The sequence below is a fragment of the Sphingopyxis sp. DBS4 genome (genome assembly GCF_024628865.1).
In the GTDB taxonomy this organism is placed as follows: Bacteria; Pseudomonadota; Alphaproteobacteria; order Sphingomonadales; family Sphingomonadaceae; genus Sphingopyxis.
In genome coordinates, this window is sequence record NZ_CP102384.1 from 1332547 (window position 1) to 1347469 (window position 14923).

A 14923-nucleotide genomic window follows, 5' to 3' on the forward strand; every position below is an offset into this window, starting at 1 on the left:
ATGCATCATGTTCAGGGGAGGGGGTGCCGGATCGCTATCCGGACTTGATCGGCTTTCCGTGCGCGATCGGTTCGTCGCGGCCGGCCACCCGTCCTGTTCGCAGGAAGGGCAGGAATGCGCTGAGCCAAAGAAACGCCCAGAATGCCGCGCCGGCGACGAACCAGCCGAGCGCCGGGCCAGTCGCAGCATCAGTGCCGCCCATCCAGCCCTTGAGAAGGGCAACGCCGCTCGGACCGAGTGAGGCGCCGAGGGTGCCCGAGACGAGAAAATTGACCGCCACCGCCCGTGCGCTGAACATCGCGGGGAAAAGGGCCTGAAATCCGAAAACCCCCACGCCGACGAGTGCCCCGACGCCAAGCATGGCGAAAGCGAGGAAGACGATCGTGACGGTGCCGTCGGGCGCGTGTGCCGCGAACAACAAGGCGATACCGATCAGGACGCAGGCGAAGCGAAGCAGCCGGACTACCGATCCCGCGGGTTCGCTCGACCGAAGCCAGGGAACGGCGCGGCCGGCGATCAGCGCTCCTGCGCCGCCGCCGATCATGTAGACAGCGCCGAAGGCAAGGCCGGTCTGCTGTGTGCTCCAGCCATGATTGCGCATCAGCATAGCGGGGGCCCACGACATTACGGCGTAGACGATCGCGTTAAGCGCGATGCCTGCGGCGAGATAACAGACGACGGGTGCGCGGCGCTCGGACACGAAGGCCAGGAAATTGCGGAAGGAAGCCTGGGTCGATGGCGTGGCCGGCCGTTTCGGCTCGCGCATCGTCATGACAAGGCCAAGCCCGACGACTCCGATCGCGAAGCTGCCGAGAAACAGAATGCGCCAGGGTGAGAGGCCAAGCGGCGGCGCGTCCATGGCGGCGAGGGCATCGAGCGCCGGGCCGCCGACGAGCATCGAGAGACCGCCGCCGGCATAGAGGCTGAACGCGATCCATGCGACCGCTCCCGATTGCTTTTCGGGCGGATAGATTTGCCGGATGATCGAGATTGCGGCCGGGGTGAGGCCGGCTTCCCCGATCGCGAGACCCATGCGCGCGACGAGCAGCATGCCGAAGCTGGTCGAGAGTCCGAAGACGAGCGTCATCGCATTCCAGACCAGCAGGCTGACGAGGATCACCGCCTTGCGATTGAAGCGATCGGCGAGGATCGCGACGGGAAAGGAGGCGAGGCAATAGACCGCCGAAAATGCCATGCCCTGCAACAGGCTGAACTGAAGGTCGCCGATGCGCAAGTCGCGCTTGATCGGTTCGACCAGGATGTTGAGCATCTGACGGTCGAGAAAGGCAAGGATCGAGGCAAAGAACAGCACGAACAGCGTAAAGCGTGCGCCGCTGCGCCAGCCTGCGGACCCGGAGGGAGTGATGCCGGTCACCGGCATCACATTTTGAACGACAACGACGCGAGAATCCGCCGCGGCGTTCCCGGCGCCCCGAGCCCTTCGCCGACGGTGAAGACGTCGGCGGTGAACTCGTTGTAATATTTCTCGTTGAAGAGATTTTCGCCGCGCAGGGCGATCTGCCACCGGCCCTCGGGGTCGCCGATCGAAACGCGCAGGTTGACGAGATCATAGGCCGGCTGGAACGACGTATTCTGGATGTTCCAATAGAATTTGCCGACATGGCTGTAGTCGCCGCGCAGCCCGAGTTCCAGATCGCCGGAAAGAGGCACGCGATAGTCGATGCTGGCGTTGGCGGTGAAGGACGGCGAATTCGGCACGGTCAGCCCATCGATCGGCACGAATTTATAGACCGCGGCCGCGTCGTCCCAGCGCGAGTGCAGCCAGCCCCCCGATGCCGCGAGCGTCAGCCCGTCGATCGGCCGGTAGGAAAGGCCACCCTCGATTCCATAGCTCACCGACGTGCCGATATTGGCGACCTCTTCGGCGATCGTGCCATCGTCGTTGACGAATTGGGTTTCGAACTGGCGGCGCTTGTAATCGATATAATAGCCGGCAAGTTCGAAGGAGAGGCGGCGATCGAGCACCGATCCCTTGATTCCGGCTTCATAGCTCGACGCCCGTTCGGAGCGATAGGCGCCGCCGGTGCCGGTGGTCACATTGACGCGGCCCGGTTCGCTGCCGATCGCATAATTGGCGTAGAGCATGACATCGGGGGCGATATCATAGGATAGGGTGAGTTTCGGAAGCACCGTCGTGTCGTTGACATCGACCGAGATGGGAACATTGTAATCGCGGCCGGTGAACTGGCTTCGCGCCACGCGCAAGCCGGCCCCGATCCGGAAGGCGTCAATGCGATAGTTGGCGGTGCCGAAAAGCGCATATTGCCGTTCGATCGTGTCGCCATTGTTATAATCCTTGATGAACAAGGGGCCATCGGCGTCGGGGCCGAGGAGCAGGTCGACGTCGTTGGTGAGACCGCGATTGTCGATGGAGGCATAATAGGCCCCGACGAGCCAGTCGAAGGGGCTCCCGTCGGCTGAGGTGAGCCGCAGCTCTTCAGTGAACACGGTCGACGTGTTGCGATCGCCGGTGAAGGCGGTGACGGCGTCGGCCGAACTGTAATCGAGATCCCAGAGCAGGTCGTTCTTGCGCCGCGTCCACGACGTGATATTGGTCAGTTCGACGGCCCCCATGTCCCAGGACAGGTTGGCGATGATGCCGTCGACGCGGCGCTTGTTCATCACATCCTCGCTATAGTCCGCCGTGCGCACATAGTCGGCACCAGAGGATGTCTCGGCGGCGGTCACATAGACGTTACCGCCGTTGTGGAGCTCGTTATGGCGATAGCTGAGCTGGATATCGACGGCGTCCGACGGCTGCCATCCGATGGCGATGCGCGTGCCCCATTCGGTGCTCGCGTCGGGATGGCCGCCTAGCAGCGTGTTGCGGATAAAGCCTCCCATATGATTGTAATAGCCCGAAACGCGGGCGGCGAAGTCATCGGCAAGCGGCGCGTTGACGGCGGCGAAGGCGTTGACGGTATCGAAGGTGCCATATTCGACCCGAGCCTCGCCGCCATAATCGGCCGTCGGCCTTTTCAGCACATATTTGATCGCGCCGCCGATATTGCTGCCGCCATAAAGCGTGCCCTGCGGTCCCTTGAGGATTTCGATGCGCTCGACATCTTCGACGGCGGCCGATTGATCGGTGAAATTCTGGACGTCGTCGATGTAGAAACCGACGCCCTGCGTATTGCCGAAGGCGCCGACGCCGCGGATCACGACATTGGGCTCATTGTCCTGGCGCCGGTTGAGGATGATGTTCGGGGTCTGCCGCCCGACGTCGTTGAGCGACGAAATGCCGGCGCTGCGGATCGTATCGGCGGTGATTGCGCTGATCGTTTCGGGAATATCGATCAGCCGCTCGTCGCGCTTGCGCGCCTGGACGATGATTTCATCGGGATAGACGCGATCGCTCTGGCTGGCGGCCTTGTCGCCGGCCTCCTGGGCCTGGACCAAATGCGGCGCCAGCAGAGCCGCGACGGCGGTGGCTTTCAGGATCATCGTTCGCTTTTGCATAATCATCCCCATCCCTTGGTTCGTATCTTTCCGGAAGGAGCTGCCCGCGGGCAACACACCTCCGTGCCGTCGGGGACCATCCCCGCAGCCAGGCCTTGCTTGTTTCAATCTGCGATCTTCCGACGGCTTCGCCGCCAAAGATCACGCCATGGCCGGTGTCGGCGCCGGCGCCGGGTAATCCTCTATTTCCAATGCGCTGTTGAGCTGGCGAGACTTGCGCCCGACCAAGCCGAGCCGGGTCAGGATCGGCGACAGGTCCATCATGCGGTTGCGTGTCCAGATTTTCGTCCGGGTTGCCGGGACCATGATGTCGGAGCCGCCCAGCGCCGTGGCCTGATTGTCCTCGACGAACCGGCGTGCGGTGCGGTCATAGGCAGCGAAAGCGTCTTCATGATGCGTCTTGGTGGCAAGTTCGCCGGCGAGCACATAGGCACCGACCAGCGCCAGGCTGGTGCCCTGACCCGAAAAGAAGGACGGACCATAGGCGGCGTCGCCGACCACGGCGACGCGCCCGTTCCACCAGCGCGGCATGTGGATTTGCAGCATCGAGTCGAAATAAAGATCTTCGGCCGCTTCCATATCGTCCAGCAATTCGGGCACGATCCAGCCCTCTCCGGCGTAGCGGGCGCGCAGATCGCGGCGCAGGCCATCGACATCGGCATATTCGGCGGAGGCGGGTTTCGGACGGCGATAGGCGAGGAGGCCGTTCATGCGCTCGCCTCCGGTCTCATAGACAGAGGCCATCAGACCGGGCGCGTTGTAGATGACGGCCTCATGATCGAAACCGTGCCGATTGGGCAATGAAAAGCCGGCGAAGCAGGAGCCGAGATAGCTGTCGAACTGGGCTTCGGGGCCGAAAGCCAGCGCCCGCGTCGTCGAATGCAGACCGTCGGCGGCGACGACGAGGTCGTAACGCTCCTGTCGGCCGCTGCGAAAGCCGACGTCGATCCCGTCGACCTGGTCATCGATCGCGGTCACGCAGTCGCCGAACCGATAGGCGATCCGGTCGCGGGTCAGATCATAGAGAAGGTTCGCCAGCACACCGCGCGGCACCTCGACATCGCGCCCGGCGACGCCGCCGGTGATGTCTTCCTGCCGCAGGCTCGTGATGACGCGGCGGGCGTTGCGAAAGGTCCAGCAGCGCGTCCGGATATGCGCGTCGCGGAGCGCGGACAGCATGCCCATCCGCTCACTGACGTCGATCGCGGAACCGCGGATGTCGATCGCATAACCGCCGCTGCGAACCGTTTCGGCCCGCTCGACCAATGTGACCTCGAAACCATAATGGTCGAGCCAATAGGCGAGGGCGGGTCCGGCGATACTCGCGCCGCAGACCAATATCTTGCGAGCGGTAGGCCGGCTCACGCGCGCGCGCCTTGGGAGTGGGCAAACACGAAGTCGCGGATGAGGCGGGCGGTGCGCTCGCGATATTGCAGCGTGATGCCGTGGCGGCTCTCGGGCAATAATTCGAACCGCGCTCCGGGAATGGCGGCGGCCATCTGACGCGCTTCGTCGGCGTGCGCGATAGGGTCGTGATCGCCGCACAGGACCAGCGTCGGTGCCGTGATCCGATTCAACCGATCGGTCACGTCATGACCGTCGATCGCGGCGGCACGGCGGGCAAAGGCGCCAGATTCGCGGATGAGGAGAATGGAATCGAGCTCGGCCACCAGATCGGGCTCGTCATCGATGGCATCGGGTGTAACGACCGCGGCGAGCATGAAGCGCCGCACCGCCGCCGGATCGTCATCGCGGATCGCGCTGAGATCGGGCGCATGGAAACGTGCGCGCTCCGACGCCGTTGCGCCGAGGATGAGGCTCTGAACCCGATCCGGAAAAAGCAGCGCGAACGTCATCGCGACCGCTCCGCCATAGGAAGCGCCGAAGACATGTGCTCGCTCGATCCCGCGCTTGGTCAGGAAGGCGGCCAGATCGCGGGCGTGATCTTCCATCGCATAGGGCCGCGGTTCGCACGGGCTGTCGGGCGAATCGCGCTGGTCGGGCGCAAGAGCGCGAATGCCGTCACCGAGCAGCGGCAGAAAGCTGCCGAATTGCCGGCGGTCGGCGTTGCTGCCGTGCAGCAGGACGAGGGGCTCGCCTTGCCCGGCCTCGTCGAAACATAATGTGACTGCGTCTGCTATGGCCTGTCCCATGGCGCAACCTCCAGTTACGGGCCGCCGCAGCGGCTTCGGGCGTCACCTCGGGGGCATGCATAGGAAGCGATGCGGCACGCTGTCCAAGACTGTCTTTTCATCGATGCCATGCCTGTGCGGTATGCAGGGATGAAAGCCTCATTCCTCTTCGCTATCGGCGCTTCGGGCGGTCGGCCAATCATTTTGCGCGATCAGTTCGGCGACGAGCGCGAGCAGCATCTCCTGTATTTCGCGGATCGCCCGAAACCCCTGCCGGTTCCAGTGGGTCGCAATGGCCCAGGAGGCCCGGAGCCCCGCGATGGGCACGAAGTCGAGCCGCTCGCTACGCCCGGGGCTCATCACGCAACTGGGGGCGATACCATAGCCGGCACCCCGTTCGACGAGGTCGCCGACGAGCGCGGAACTGTTGACCTCGCTTCGCACGACGAGCTTGCGCACGACTTCGGGAAAGGCATCCTCCATATAAGCGAGCGTGCTTTGCGGATAGCCGGCCATGATGAGCGGCAGGCCGACGAGGTCGGGTACCTCGACCTCCGCGCCGAAATCCGCTCGTCGATCCTTGGGGCAGACGAGGCAGAAGCTTTCGCTGACCAGCGGGATCATCATCACGCCGCTTGCCTCGGCGGTGTTGGAGATCAGCGCGACGTCGAGGTCGCCGTCGGCGATGCGGTCGCGCAGATAGGAACTCGACCCTTGCACCAGGTCGACGCGGCAGTCGGGATAGCGCGCGAGAAAACCGGCCATGACCGGAAGCAGCAATTTCATGTGGATCGACTGTGGCGCGCCGAGCGCGACCGTTCCTGAAAAATCGCCGCCTTCGGTGGCCATTTCGTCGATCAGTTGCCGAACCGATTCGAGAATGTCCGACGCACGCCGATAGAAGCGCTCGCCCGCGTCGGTCAGCGACACACCCTTGGCGTGCCGCACGAACAGGGCCTGGCCGATTTCATCCTCCAGCTTCGCGATCGAACGGCTGAGCGCGGGCTGCGCGACGTTGAGATAATAGGCGCCGCGTACGAAGCTCATGGCATCGGCGACCGCCTTGAAATAGCGAATTTGCCTCAGTTCCATGGCGCGCGTCTCCCCAGGCAATCAGGCCGGGGTAAAGGATAACCGTTCGCCCGACGCAGCCCGCTCCACTGATAGCCTTTGCGCGAAGCAGGTCAAAATGGCCGCCAACAATCAGGCGTCCGCCAATTGTCGCCCGGCTTCGGCCACCTCGTCTTGCGGTTCGTCGTGCCTCGCATAATAGCGGGCCAGGATCGCGCATGCAAAAAGCTGGATCTGATGAAACAGCATCAAAGGCAGCACCGCGAGACCGACCTGGGACGCGGGAAAGAGAATGCCCGCCAGCGGCACGCCGGAGACGAGGCTTTTCTTCGACCCGCAAAATTGCAGCACGATGGCATCGGCCCGATCGAGCTTGAGGAGTCGGCCGAGCAGCCAGGTCGCGATCAAAACCGACACGAGCAGTCCGATACAGCAGGCCGCGAGCAACAGCAGTTCCGCGGGCGCAACGCTGTGCCACAGCCCTTCGATCACTGCGGCACTGAAGGCCGTATAGACCACGAGCAAAATCGAGCCGCGGTCGGAGGCCATCACCAGTTGTTTGTGCGCCGTTACCCAATCGCCGATCCTGGGCCGCAGCAGGTGTCCGGCAATGAAGGGCAAGAGGAGCTGGAACAGGATCGTGCGTGCTCCGCCCCACGACATGGTGACGCCGCCGGCGCGCATCATCAGGCTGGCGAGCAGCGGGGTCAACGCGATGCCGAGCAGGTTGGAGAAGGAGGCGCTGCATACCGCCGCCGCGACATTGCCGCGTGCCACCGATGTGAAGGCAATCGACGACTGCACCGTCGACGGCAGCAATGTGAGGAACAGCAAGCCCGCCGCCATCGTCGGGTCGAGCAGACGGGACAGGCTGATTCCGAGGCCGAGCAACGGAAAGAGGAGAAAGGTCGAGGCCAGAACCGCAAGGTGCAGTTTCCATGCCCCAGCGCCCGAGAGCAGCGCCTGGCGCGAAAGCTTGGCGCCCTGCAGAAAGAAGAGCAGCATGATCGCGGCGTCAGTGAGCATGTCGAATGCTCCGACACCCGCGCCATGCACAGGCAGCAGCGTTGCGAGCCCGACGGTCGCGATCAGCGCGAAGAGGAAGGGATCTATGGCGGCTTTCAGGTAACGGGACATTATCTTCCCTTCTCCACGCCTGATCAGCCGGCGTCCGGGGCGATCAGAGTGCTCTGGTGAAAGAAATTGCGCCATCCGTCGGCGTGCAGGCTGTAGAGCCGCACATGGCGCCCGGACTTGTCCCGGGTCGTGCCGTCGGTGGCCTCGAATCGATTCTCGAAGCAACCGTGAACGACAGCGAGATCGTCGATCAGCCTGACGTGATTTTCGGTGACCCGATAGTCGACATAGCGTCCGGCCCGGGAACAGACGGTCCCCAGATAGCCGGCCTTGTCGCGCAGCGCGCCGTCGGCATCTACGTGGATATAATGCTCGTCGACCATCGCCGCGAGCAGCGCGAGATCGGCCCCGACAATGGCTTCGGCGCGCCGGGTTTCGAGCACATCGATTTCCGATTCGATCGACGGCATGGCGGAATATCCTCCTGGAATGGATTCGGCCCGCGCCTTTAGCCTCGGTCGTCGGCGCCGCGCAAAGTCCGATCGATCATCGCCGCCATGCAGGTCCGGCATGAAGGCGGCCGCGATGATCGAGCCATGCCGCGTGGACATGGGCGTCATGACAAAAGACTAGTGGCATCGATCCTGCGGCAATGCCAATCAGGGGTGGATCCCGCCATTCGGGCCCGAAGGAACTTGCGCCATGGCCGATGATGCCTCCCCGTCTCTTGTCGCCCGATTGTCTCACGTCAATCTCGCCATCCGCGACGAGCAGGCTTCGCGCTATTTCTACGTCGGACTGCTCGGTCTGGAAGAAGTGTGGCGGATGCCGCAGCCGCAGCCCGGCCTCTGGCTTCGGATCGGGACGAAACAGATCCATTTGCTGCGGCCTGTCGACGACGCCGAGCTTCCGCCGCAACGCATTCTCGACAGGACGCCCATGGCGCCGCATCTCGCCTTTTCGGTCGACAGCGTAAAGCAGGTCGCCGCGCGGCTTGAGGCGGCTGGCGTGCCGGTGGTGTTCAGCGAATTCATGGAAGGCCAGGCTTTCTTCACCGATCCTTCGGGCAATATCCTCGAAATTATCGAAGACGGCGACTCCGCGGAAGATTGAACCCGCGACATGGGTGCGCCGAACACTCCCGATCGAGTTCCCGTCAGGCGGCGCGTTCGAGCGGCCGCGCAAGGGACCGCCGTACGAGCCGTCCCGGCAGTGCGCCGGTATGCTCGCCGTTCAGGTATGTGATCTCACCCGACACGATCGTCGCGACATAACCGTCCGACGCCTGCTGCATCCGCTTGCCCCCGGCGGGCAGGTCATAGGCGACGCGCGGGACGTGCAGCCGCAGCGCGTCGAGGTCGATGACGTTGATGTCGGCCTTCCAGCCTTCGGCGATCCGTCCGCGATCCGCCATGCCGACGGTCGCGGCCGCCTTGCTCGTCAGTTCGGCGATCGCCAGCGGCAGCGGCAGGCGCTGGTCGTCGCGCGCGTCGCGCGCCCAGCGCTGGAGCAGATAGGTGGGAAAGCTGGCGTCGCAGATCAGCCCGTAATGCGCGCCGCCGTCGGCCAGCCCCATCACGGTGTTCGGATGCCCCAGCATTTCGCGCACGCTGTCGAGATTGCCGCCCGAATAATTCGCCGCGGGCAGATAAAAGACCGCGCGGCCTTCGTCGCCGAGAAGCAGGTCGTAGCTGTAATCTTCGAGCGATCGTCCCGCGGCGGCGGCCAGCGATTCGACGCGGTCCTCGCGTGCCGGTTCATATTGCGGCGTGTCGCCCCACGGGCAGGTCGCGCGAAAGGCCGCGACGAGGTTCAGCGTGACCGGATTGCTGTCTTCGGGCTGTTCGGACAGGAGCTGGCGGCGGAAATCCGGATCGCGCATCCGCGCGACCCGCTCGGCGAGCGGCAGATGCGCGATTGCCCGATAGCTCGGATGGCAGGAAAAAAGGTGCAGGCTGAGGTCGAGCCCGAAGAACATCCCGACCGGCCGCGGCGCGACTTGTCCGCGCATTTCGACGCCGTCGGCGGCGGCGCGTTCGAGCCCTTCGAGCATATGTCGCCAGCCGCCGCCGGGCTGACCCGCGACGTCGAGCAGCGTGAAGGAGAGCGGACGGCGGCCATGTTCGGCCACGGTCCGGAGTATGTCGAATTCCTGCCCGGCATCGCCGTCGGGCGCCGGGATGATCTGGAACACGCCGGCATCGGCGTCGGTCAGCCCGTCCATCAGCGCGCAAAGCTCGTCGATGTCGGAATGGAGACTTGGCGCGAGTTCGCCCGCCTTCGTGCGGTGCATCATGTTGCGCGAAGTGGTAACGCCGAACGCGCCGGCCTCGATCCCCTCGGCGACGAGCGCGCGCATCTTTGCCAGATCCTCCGCCGTGGGCGCCTCGCGCCGCGCCGCGCGCTCGCCCATGACATAGATGCGCAGCGCCGAATGCGGGATCTGCGCGGCGATGTCGATGTCGAGCCGCCGTTCGTCCAGCGCGTCGAGATAATCGGGAAAGCTCTCCCAATTCCAGGGGAGGCCATCGACCATCACCACTTCGGGAATATCCTCGACCCCCTCCATCAGCTTGACGAGCATCTCGCGCTGGTGCGGGCGGCACGGTGCGAAGCCGACGCCGCAATTGCCCATCACCACCGTCGTGACACCATGGCCCGATGAGGGCATCAGCCGCTCCTCCCAGGTGACCTGGCCGTCATAATGGGTGTGGATATCGACGAAGCCGGGGGTGACGATCTTGCCCCGCGCGTCGATCTCGCGCTTTCCCGTCTCCGGCACATCGCCGACCGCGACGATCAGCCCGTCGCGGATGGCGACGTCGGCGATGCGCGGCGGGCTTCCCAGGCCGTCGTGGACGGTTCCGCCGCGGATAACGAGATCGTGATCAGCCATGTCCGTTCCTCTTCCCGATTGCCGCTGTCTGCGGGTTGTCTTTTGCAACTGGTTTAGCCGATTCCCCGTCTGTCCGAAAGCCTGAACCGGAAGGGTTGGCCGCGCGCCGGGTCTCTGGGCAATCCCTTATCGTCAGTTATATTGACGTGTCGGCACGAAAAGTCGTCATTTAATTTGACAAGATTGGATTCATAGATAGCTTACTAATCAACCGTCGACGAAGATCGGCGGCACGACATGGGAGAGGGATGAATATGGGCAAGCGCTCCATTGCATGCTGTGCGTCGTTGCTGGCTGTCGTCGTCACCACCGGAGCGTCGGCGCAGGTCGAAACCGCCCCGGCGGAGCAAAGTGCCGGGTCCGCGGATCAGGTCGCCGAGATCATTGTCACGGCGCAGCGCCGCGAGCAGAATCTTCAGGACGTTCCGGCTTCGGTGACCGCGTTCGACAGCGCGAGCCTGGAGGCACAGTCGGTCCTCAATCTGACCGACCTCAATTCCAAGGTGCCGAACGTCGTCCTCGCGCCGGTGGGCGCCTATCCCTATGCCAGCGCCTTCTTCATTCGCGGCCTTGGTTTCGCCGACGTCGAATCGACCTTCGAGCCGTCGGTCGGGGTCGAGATGAACGGCGTCTATCTGGCGCGCAACAGCGGCGCGCTCCAGGATTTCTTCGACATCGAATCGGTCGAGATTCTGCGCGGCCCGCAGGGCACGCTCTATGGCCGCAACACGATCGGCGGCGTCGTCAGCGTGCGGACCAAGCGGCCGGGTGATACCTTTGCGGGCGAGGGGCAATTGACCTTCGGCGATCGCGGCCGGGTCGAGGCTCGCGCGGCGCTCGAAACGCCGCTGGGCGACAATCTCGCGGTGCGCGCCTCGATGCTCTACAAGACCTACAACGGCTACAACTACAATGCGACGACCGGCGAAAAGGTCGGCGACAACGAGGTCTGGTCGGGCCGCCTGACGCTGGTCGCGCGGCCGTCCGACAATCTCGAAGCGACGCTCGTCGCCGATTTCGACCGCGAGCGCGGATCGGGCGCGGCGTTCCGCAACGCGTCGCTTCCCGGCGACGTCTATTATAATTTCAGCCCCGATACGGGGACGCCGACCCCCGCGGTTCCCGCGGGCAATTCGGACCCGACCGACCCCTATACCATCTATTCGGATACGCCGCTGTTCGCGAACCTCGATACCTGGGGGCTGGCGTTCAGCCTCGATTGGGCTATCGGCGGCGCAAAGATCACCGCGGTCACCGGCTATCGCGAGTTCAAGGATCGCGTGCAGAGCGACTATGACGCGAGCGCCTTGCCCTTCTTCTCCGCGTTGCGCGATCAGAAGCACGAGCAGTTCAGCCAGGAAATCCGGATTGCGTCGGACGGCAAGTCGCGCCTCGACTATGTCCTCGGCGCTTTCTTCATGCATCAGAGCTATGACATCACCAATGCGCAGAGCGGGCTCATCTACGGCGGCGCGACGGTCCCGCAGATCGCCAGCCAGAGCAACACCGCCTGGGCAGGCTTCGGCCAACTCGACTTCCACGCCACCGATGCGCTGACGCTGACCGCCGGCGGGCGCTACAGCTATGAGAGGAAGCGCTTCACCAACCAGCCGCTCTTCTATCCGACATCGATGACCTATCGCGACAATTGGGACAATTTCTCGCCCAAATTGGGGATCAGCTATCAGGTCGATCCCGATGTCCTCGCCTATGTGACCTGGTCGAAGGGGTTCCGTAGCGGCGGCTTCAACGGCCGCGCGGCCAGCTTCACCTCGGCGGGCCCCTATGATGCCGAAACCGTGTCGAGCTTCGAGGGCGGGCTGAAGACCGAATTGTTCGACCGCCGCGTGCGCTTCAACATCGCGGCCTTCTCGTCGACCTACACCGACATGCAGGTCGGTACGCAGGGGCTGACCTCGGGCGGCGTCTATGAATCGATCGTCACCAACGCCGGCAAGGGGCGTATCGACGGCGTCGAAAGCGAGTTGCAATGGGTCCTCGGCGGCGGGTTCAGCATCAACGCCAACGCCGCCTACCTCAACGCGCGATTCAAGGAGAATTTCACCGATCTCACCAGCGACGGCGTCGACAATCCGACCGACAACAGCGATCTGCCGTTCGCCTATGCGCCGAAATGGTCGGGCAGCCTCGGGCTTTTCTATGACGCCGATGTCGGGATCGGAAAGCTGAACGGATCGGTCAACGCGGTCTATATGGACGATCTCTATACCAGCGGCGGCGCCGCCAACCGGACCAGCGACGTCCAGTTGCGGCCGAGCAATGTGCTGGTCGATGCGACGCTCGGACTGCAGAGCGAGCAGGGCTGGCGGATCGGTGTCTGGGTCAAGAACGCCTTCGACAAGACGGTCATCAACAACACCTTCGGCCTTGGCCCGCTCGGTTTCCTGCGCATCTATTCGCCGCCGCGCACCTTCGGCGTCGATCTGGGCTATAAATTCTGATGCTGGAATCGGGCGGCGGACCCGTGGAGACCCACCTGCCGCCGCCGGATTCCCGGACCGGCGCCGGGGCGGGGCAGGGGGCCGCGATCGGCGCGCGCGACCGGCGCTACGCGGTCTTCATGCTGCTGGTGGTATCGACGATCGCCTTCATCGACCGATCGATCCTCAATACGGTGGGGCAGGCGATCAAGACCGATCTCCACCTCAGCGACACGCAGCTCGGGCTGCTCGGCGGTGCTGCCTTCGCGATCCTGTATGGGGTTCTCGCCATTCCGGTCGCGCGCCTTGCCGAACGCTACAACCGCGTGCGCATTATCGCGGTCTCGATGGCGGCCTGGTCGGCGATGACGGCGTTGTGCGCCGCCGCGAGCGGTTTTGGCGGGCTGATGCTGGCGCGGATCGGCGTCGGTATCGGCGAAGCCGGATCGGGGGCGCCCTCGCAGTCGCTGGTGGGCGACTATTTCCTGCCCGAAAAGCGTGCTTCGGTCTTCGGCATTCTCGGCCTCGCGATGCCGATCGGGATCATTCTCGGCGGGATCGGCGGCGCGATCGTCGCCGAAAGCCACGGCTGGCGGGCCGCGTTCCTGCTGGTCGGGCTTCCCGGTATCGCGCTGTCGGCGATCGTTTGGCTGACCCTCAAGGAGCCGGCGCGCGGCCTCTCCGACGGCCGGATCGCCTCCGACGTCACTCCGCCGCTCGGCGCCGTGCTCCGGCGCCTTGCCGGAAGCCCCGCGTTTCGCAACCTCGTGCTGGCGGGCACGGTGGTGAGCTTCGTCGGCTATGCCGGCATGACCTTCGCGCATCCCTTCTTCGTGCGCAATTTCGATGTCGGCTATACCGAGGCGGCGATCGCCTTCGCGGTGATCAACAGCGTATCGCTCGGCAGCGGCAGCGTGCTCGGCGGGATCGTCGCCGACCGGCTGGGGCGCCGCGACATCCGCTGGTATGGCTGGCTTCCCGCCATCTGCATGATCCTCGCGGCCGCGACCTATATGCTCGGCTTTTCGCAGACGAGCTGGTTCTGGACGATCCTGCTCCTGACCCCGCCGGGCTTTTTCGCCGGCGTTTTCACCGGGCCGACCTTTGCCGTCACCAGCAACCTCGTCGAGCCGCGCATGCGGGCATCGGCGACCGCGATCCTGACGCTGACGATGAGCGTGCTTGGCATGACCCTGGGCCCGATAACCGCCGGCTGGTTCAGCGACATCTTCGCGGCGCAGGCTTTCGCCGGCGATTATGCTGCGCGCTGCGGCGAAGCGACGGCAACCGCGGCCTGTGCGGTCGCTTCGGCTCAGGGGCTCCGGACCGCGCTGGTCACGGTCTGCTCCTTCTATGTCGTCGCGGGATGGCTGTTCTTTCGCATGGCGGCGCACCTGCCGCGCGAACTGGCTCATATGGAGGAGCGCCGATGACCGAGGCAGAGCAAATAGCGGCGGTTGCCGAGCGCTTTTTCGGGGCGGTCGAGGCGGGCGACGCGAGCACGGTCGAGGCCTGCTACGATCCCGCGGTGGTCATCTGGCACGGCCATACGCGCCAGGCGCAGGACCGGGCGGCGAATGTCGCGACGCTGACGCAGTTCATCGCGCTCACGCGTGAGCGGCGTTACACCGACCGCAAGATCCATGTCTTCGACGGCGGTTTCGTCCAGCAGCATCTGCTGGTCGCGATCGCCAACGGCGGCGCGCGCCTTGAGCTTCCGGCGGCGCTGATCTGCGCGGTGACGGGCAACCGCATCACCCGGCTCGAGGAATATTTCGACAATTCGGCCGTGATCGAATGGGCGAAGGCGCCCGATTTCGCGTGAC

Annotated in this window: 12 protein-coding genes; 4 read left to right on the forward strand and 8 right to left on the reverse strand. The window is 64.4% G+C overall.

The features are described from left to right. Nucleotides 1-34 precede the first annotated feature (34 nt). The 7 genes from NP825_RS06190 to NP825_RS06220 form a co-directional block, all read right to left on the reverse strand. Nucleotides 35-1375 carry an MFS transporter gene (locus NP825_RS06190; RefSeq protein ID WP_257549446.1) on the reverse strand — a complete coding sequence of 447 codons (1341 nt, stop codon included), beginning with the start codon at nt 1373-1375 and terminating at the stop codon, nt 35-37. Nucleotides 1376-1380: 5 nt separating this feature from the next. Then, nucleotides 1381-3465, reverse strand: coding sequence for a TonB-dependent receptor (locus NP825_RS06195; RefSeq protein ID WP_257549448.1), 2085 nt, complete (start codon nt 3463-3465; stop codon nt 1381-1383). Nucleotides 3466-3621: 156 nt separating this feature from the next. Further along, a complete protein-coding gene (locus NP825_RS06200; protein ID WP_257549451.1) occupies nt 3622-4845 on the reverse strand; it encodes an FAD-dependent monooxygenase in 1224 nt (407 codons plus the stop codon). Next, nucleotides 4842-5633, reverse strand: coding sequence for an alpha/beta fold hydrolase (locus NP825_RS06205; protein WP_257549453.1), 792 nt, complete (start codon nt 5631-5633; stop codon nt 4842-4844). The genes NP825_RS06200 and NP825_RS06205 overlap by 4 nt, the downstream gene beginning before the upstream one ends. 138 nt (nt 5634-5771) lie before the next feature. Further along, the gene (locus NP825_RS06210; protein WP_257549455.1) at nt 5772-6704 is read right to left on the reverse strand and encodes a LysR family transcriptional regulator; all 933 of its coding nucleotides are present in this window, start codon (nt 6702-6704) and stop codon (nt 5772-5774) included. Between the two features lie 111 nt (nt 6705-6815). Further along, nucleotides 6816-7820 carry a bile acid:sodium symporter family protein gene (locus tag NP825_RS06215; RefSeq protein WP_257551313.1) on the reverse strand — a complete coding sequence of 335 codons (1005 nt, stop codon included), beginning with the start codon at nt 7818-7820 and terminating at the stop codon, nt 6816-6818. A gap of 23 nt (nt 7821-7843) precedes the next feature. Beyond that, on the reverse strand, nt 7844-8230 hold the full coding sequence (locus NP825_RS06220; protein WP_257549457.1) for a nuclear transport factor 2 family protein: 387 nt from the start codon (nt 8228-8230) through the stop codon (nt 7844-7846). 232 nt (nt 8231-8462) lie between these two features. On the opposite strand from NP825_RS06220, the gene NP825_RS06225 reads away from it, so the two are divergent. Continuing rightward, nucleotides 8463-8873, forward strand: a complete 411-nt coding sequence (locus tag NP825_RS06225) for a VOC family protein (RefSeq protein ID WP_257549459.1) — start codon at nt 8463-8465, stop codon at nt 8871-8873. Nucleotides 8874-8916: 43 nt separating this feature from the next. Here NP825_RS06225 and NP825_RS06230 read toward each other — a convergent pair whose 3' ends face one another. Then, nucleotides 8917-10656, reverse strand: coding sequence for an amidohydrolase family protein (locus NP825_RS06230; RefSeq protein WP_257549461.1), 1740 nt, complete (start codon nt 10654-10656; stop codon nt 8917-8919). A 287-nt stretch (nt 10657-10943) separates the two neighbouring features. Between NP825_RS06230 and NP825_RS06235 the strand changes: the two genes are divergently transcribed. From NP825_RS06235 to NP825_RS06245, 3 genes are read left to right on the forward strand one after another with little or no spacing between them, the layout of a single operon-like run. Beyond that, entirely contained in the window at nt 10944-13118 is a 2175-nt protein-coding gene (locus NP825_RS06235) for a TonB-dependent receptor (protein WP_257549463.1), read from the forward strand. Then, on the forward strand, nt 13118-14530 hold the full coding sequence (locus NP825_RS06240) for an MFS transporter (protein ID WP_257549465.1): 1413 nt from the start codon (nt 13118-13120) through the stop codon (nt 14528-14530). The genes NP825_RS06235 and NP825_RS06240 overlap by 1 nt, the downstream gene beginning before the upstream one ends. Next, entirely contained in the window at nt 14527-14922 is a 396-nt protein-coding gene (locus tag NP825_RS06245; RefSeq protein ID WP_257549468.1) for a nuclear transport factor 2 family protein, read from the forward strand. The genes NP825_RS06240 and NP825_RS06245 overlap by 4 nt, the downstream gene beginning before the upstream one ends. Nucleotide 14923 lies beyond the last annotated feature (1 nt).

Excerpts from the sequence above, each read along its gene's own strand:
- NP825_RS06195 (WP_257549448.1), bottom strand. The coding sequence starts at position 3,465 with ATGATCCTGAAAGCCACCGCCGTCGCGGCTCTGCTGGCGCCGCATTTG.
- NP825_RS06230 (WP_257549461.1), bottom strand. The coding sequence starts at position 10,656 with ATGGCTGATCACGATCTCGTTATCCGCGGCGGAACCGTCCACGACGGC.
- NP825_RS06210 (WP_257549455.1), bottom strand. The coding sequence starts at position 6,704 with ATGGAACTGAGGCAAATTCGCTATTTCAAGGCGGTCGCCGATGCCATG.
- NP825_RS06205 (WP_257549453.1), bottom strand. The coding sequence starts at position 5,633 with ATGGGACAGGCCATAGCAGACGCAGTCACATTATGTTTCGACGAGGCC.
- NP825_RS06215 (WP_257551313.1), bottom strand. The coding sequence starts at position 7,820 with ATGTCCCGTTACCTGAAAGCCGCCATAGATCCCTTCCTCTTCGCGCTG.
- NP825_RS06245 (WP_257549468.1), top strand. The coding sequence starts at position 14,527 with ATGACCGAGGCAGAGCAAATAGCGGCGGTTGCCGAGCGCTTTTTCGGG.
- NP825_RS06240 (WP_257549465.1), top strand. The coding sequence starts at position 13,118 with ATGCTGGAATCGGGCGGCGGACCCGTGGAGACCCACCTGCCGCCGCCG.
- NP825_RS06225 (WP_257549459.1), top strand. The coding sequence starts at position 8,463 with ATGGCCGATGATGCCTCCCCGTCTCTTGTCGCCCGATTGTCTCACGTC.
- NP825_RS06220 (WP_257549457.1), bottom strand. The coding sequence starts at position 8,230 with ATGCCGTCGATCGAATCGGAAATCGATGTGCTCGAAACCCGGCGCGCC.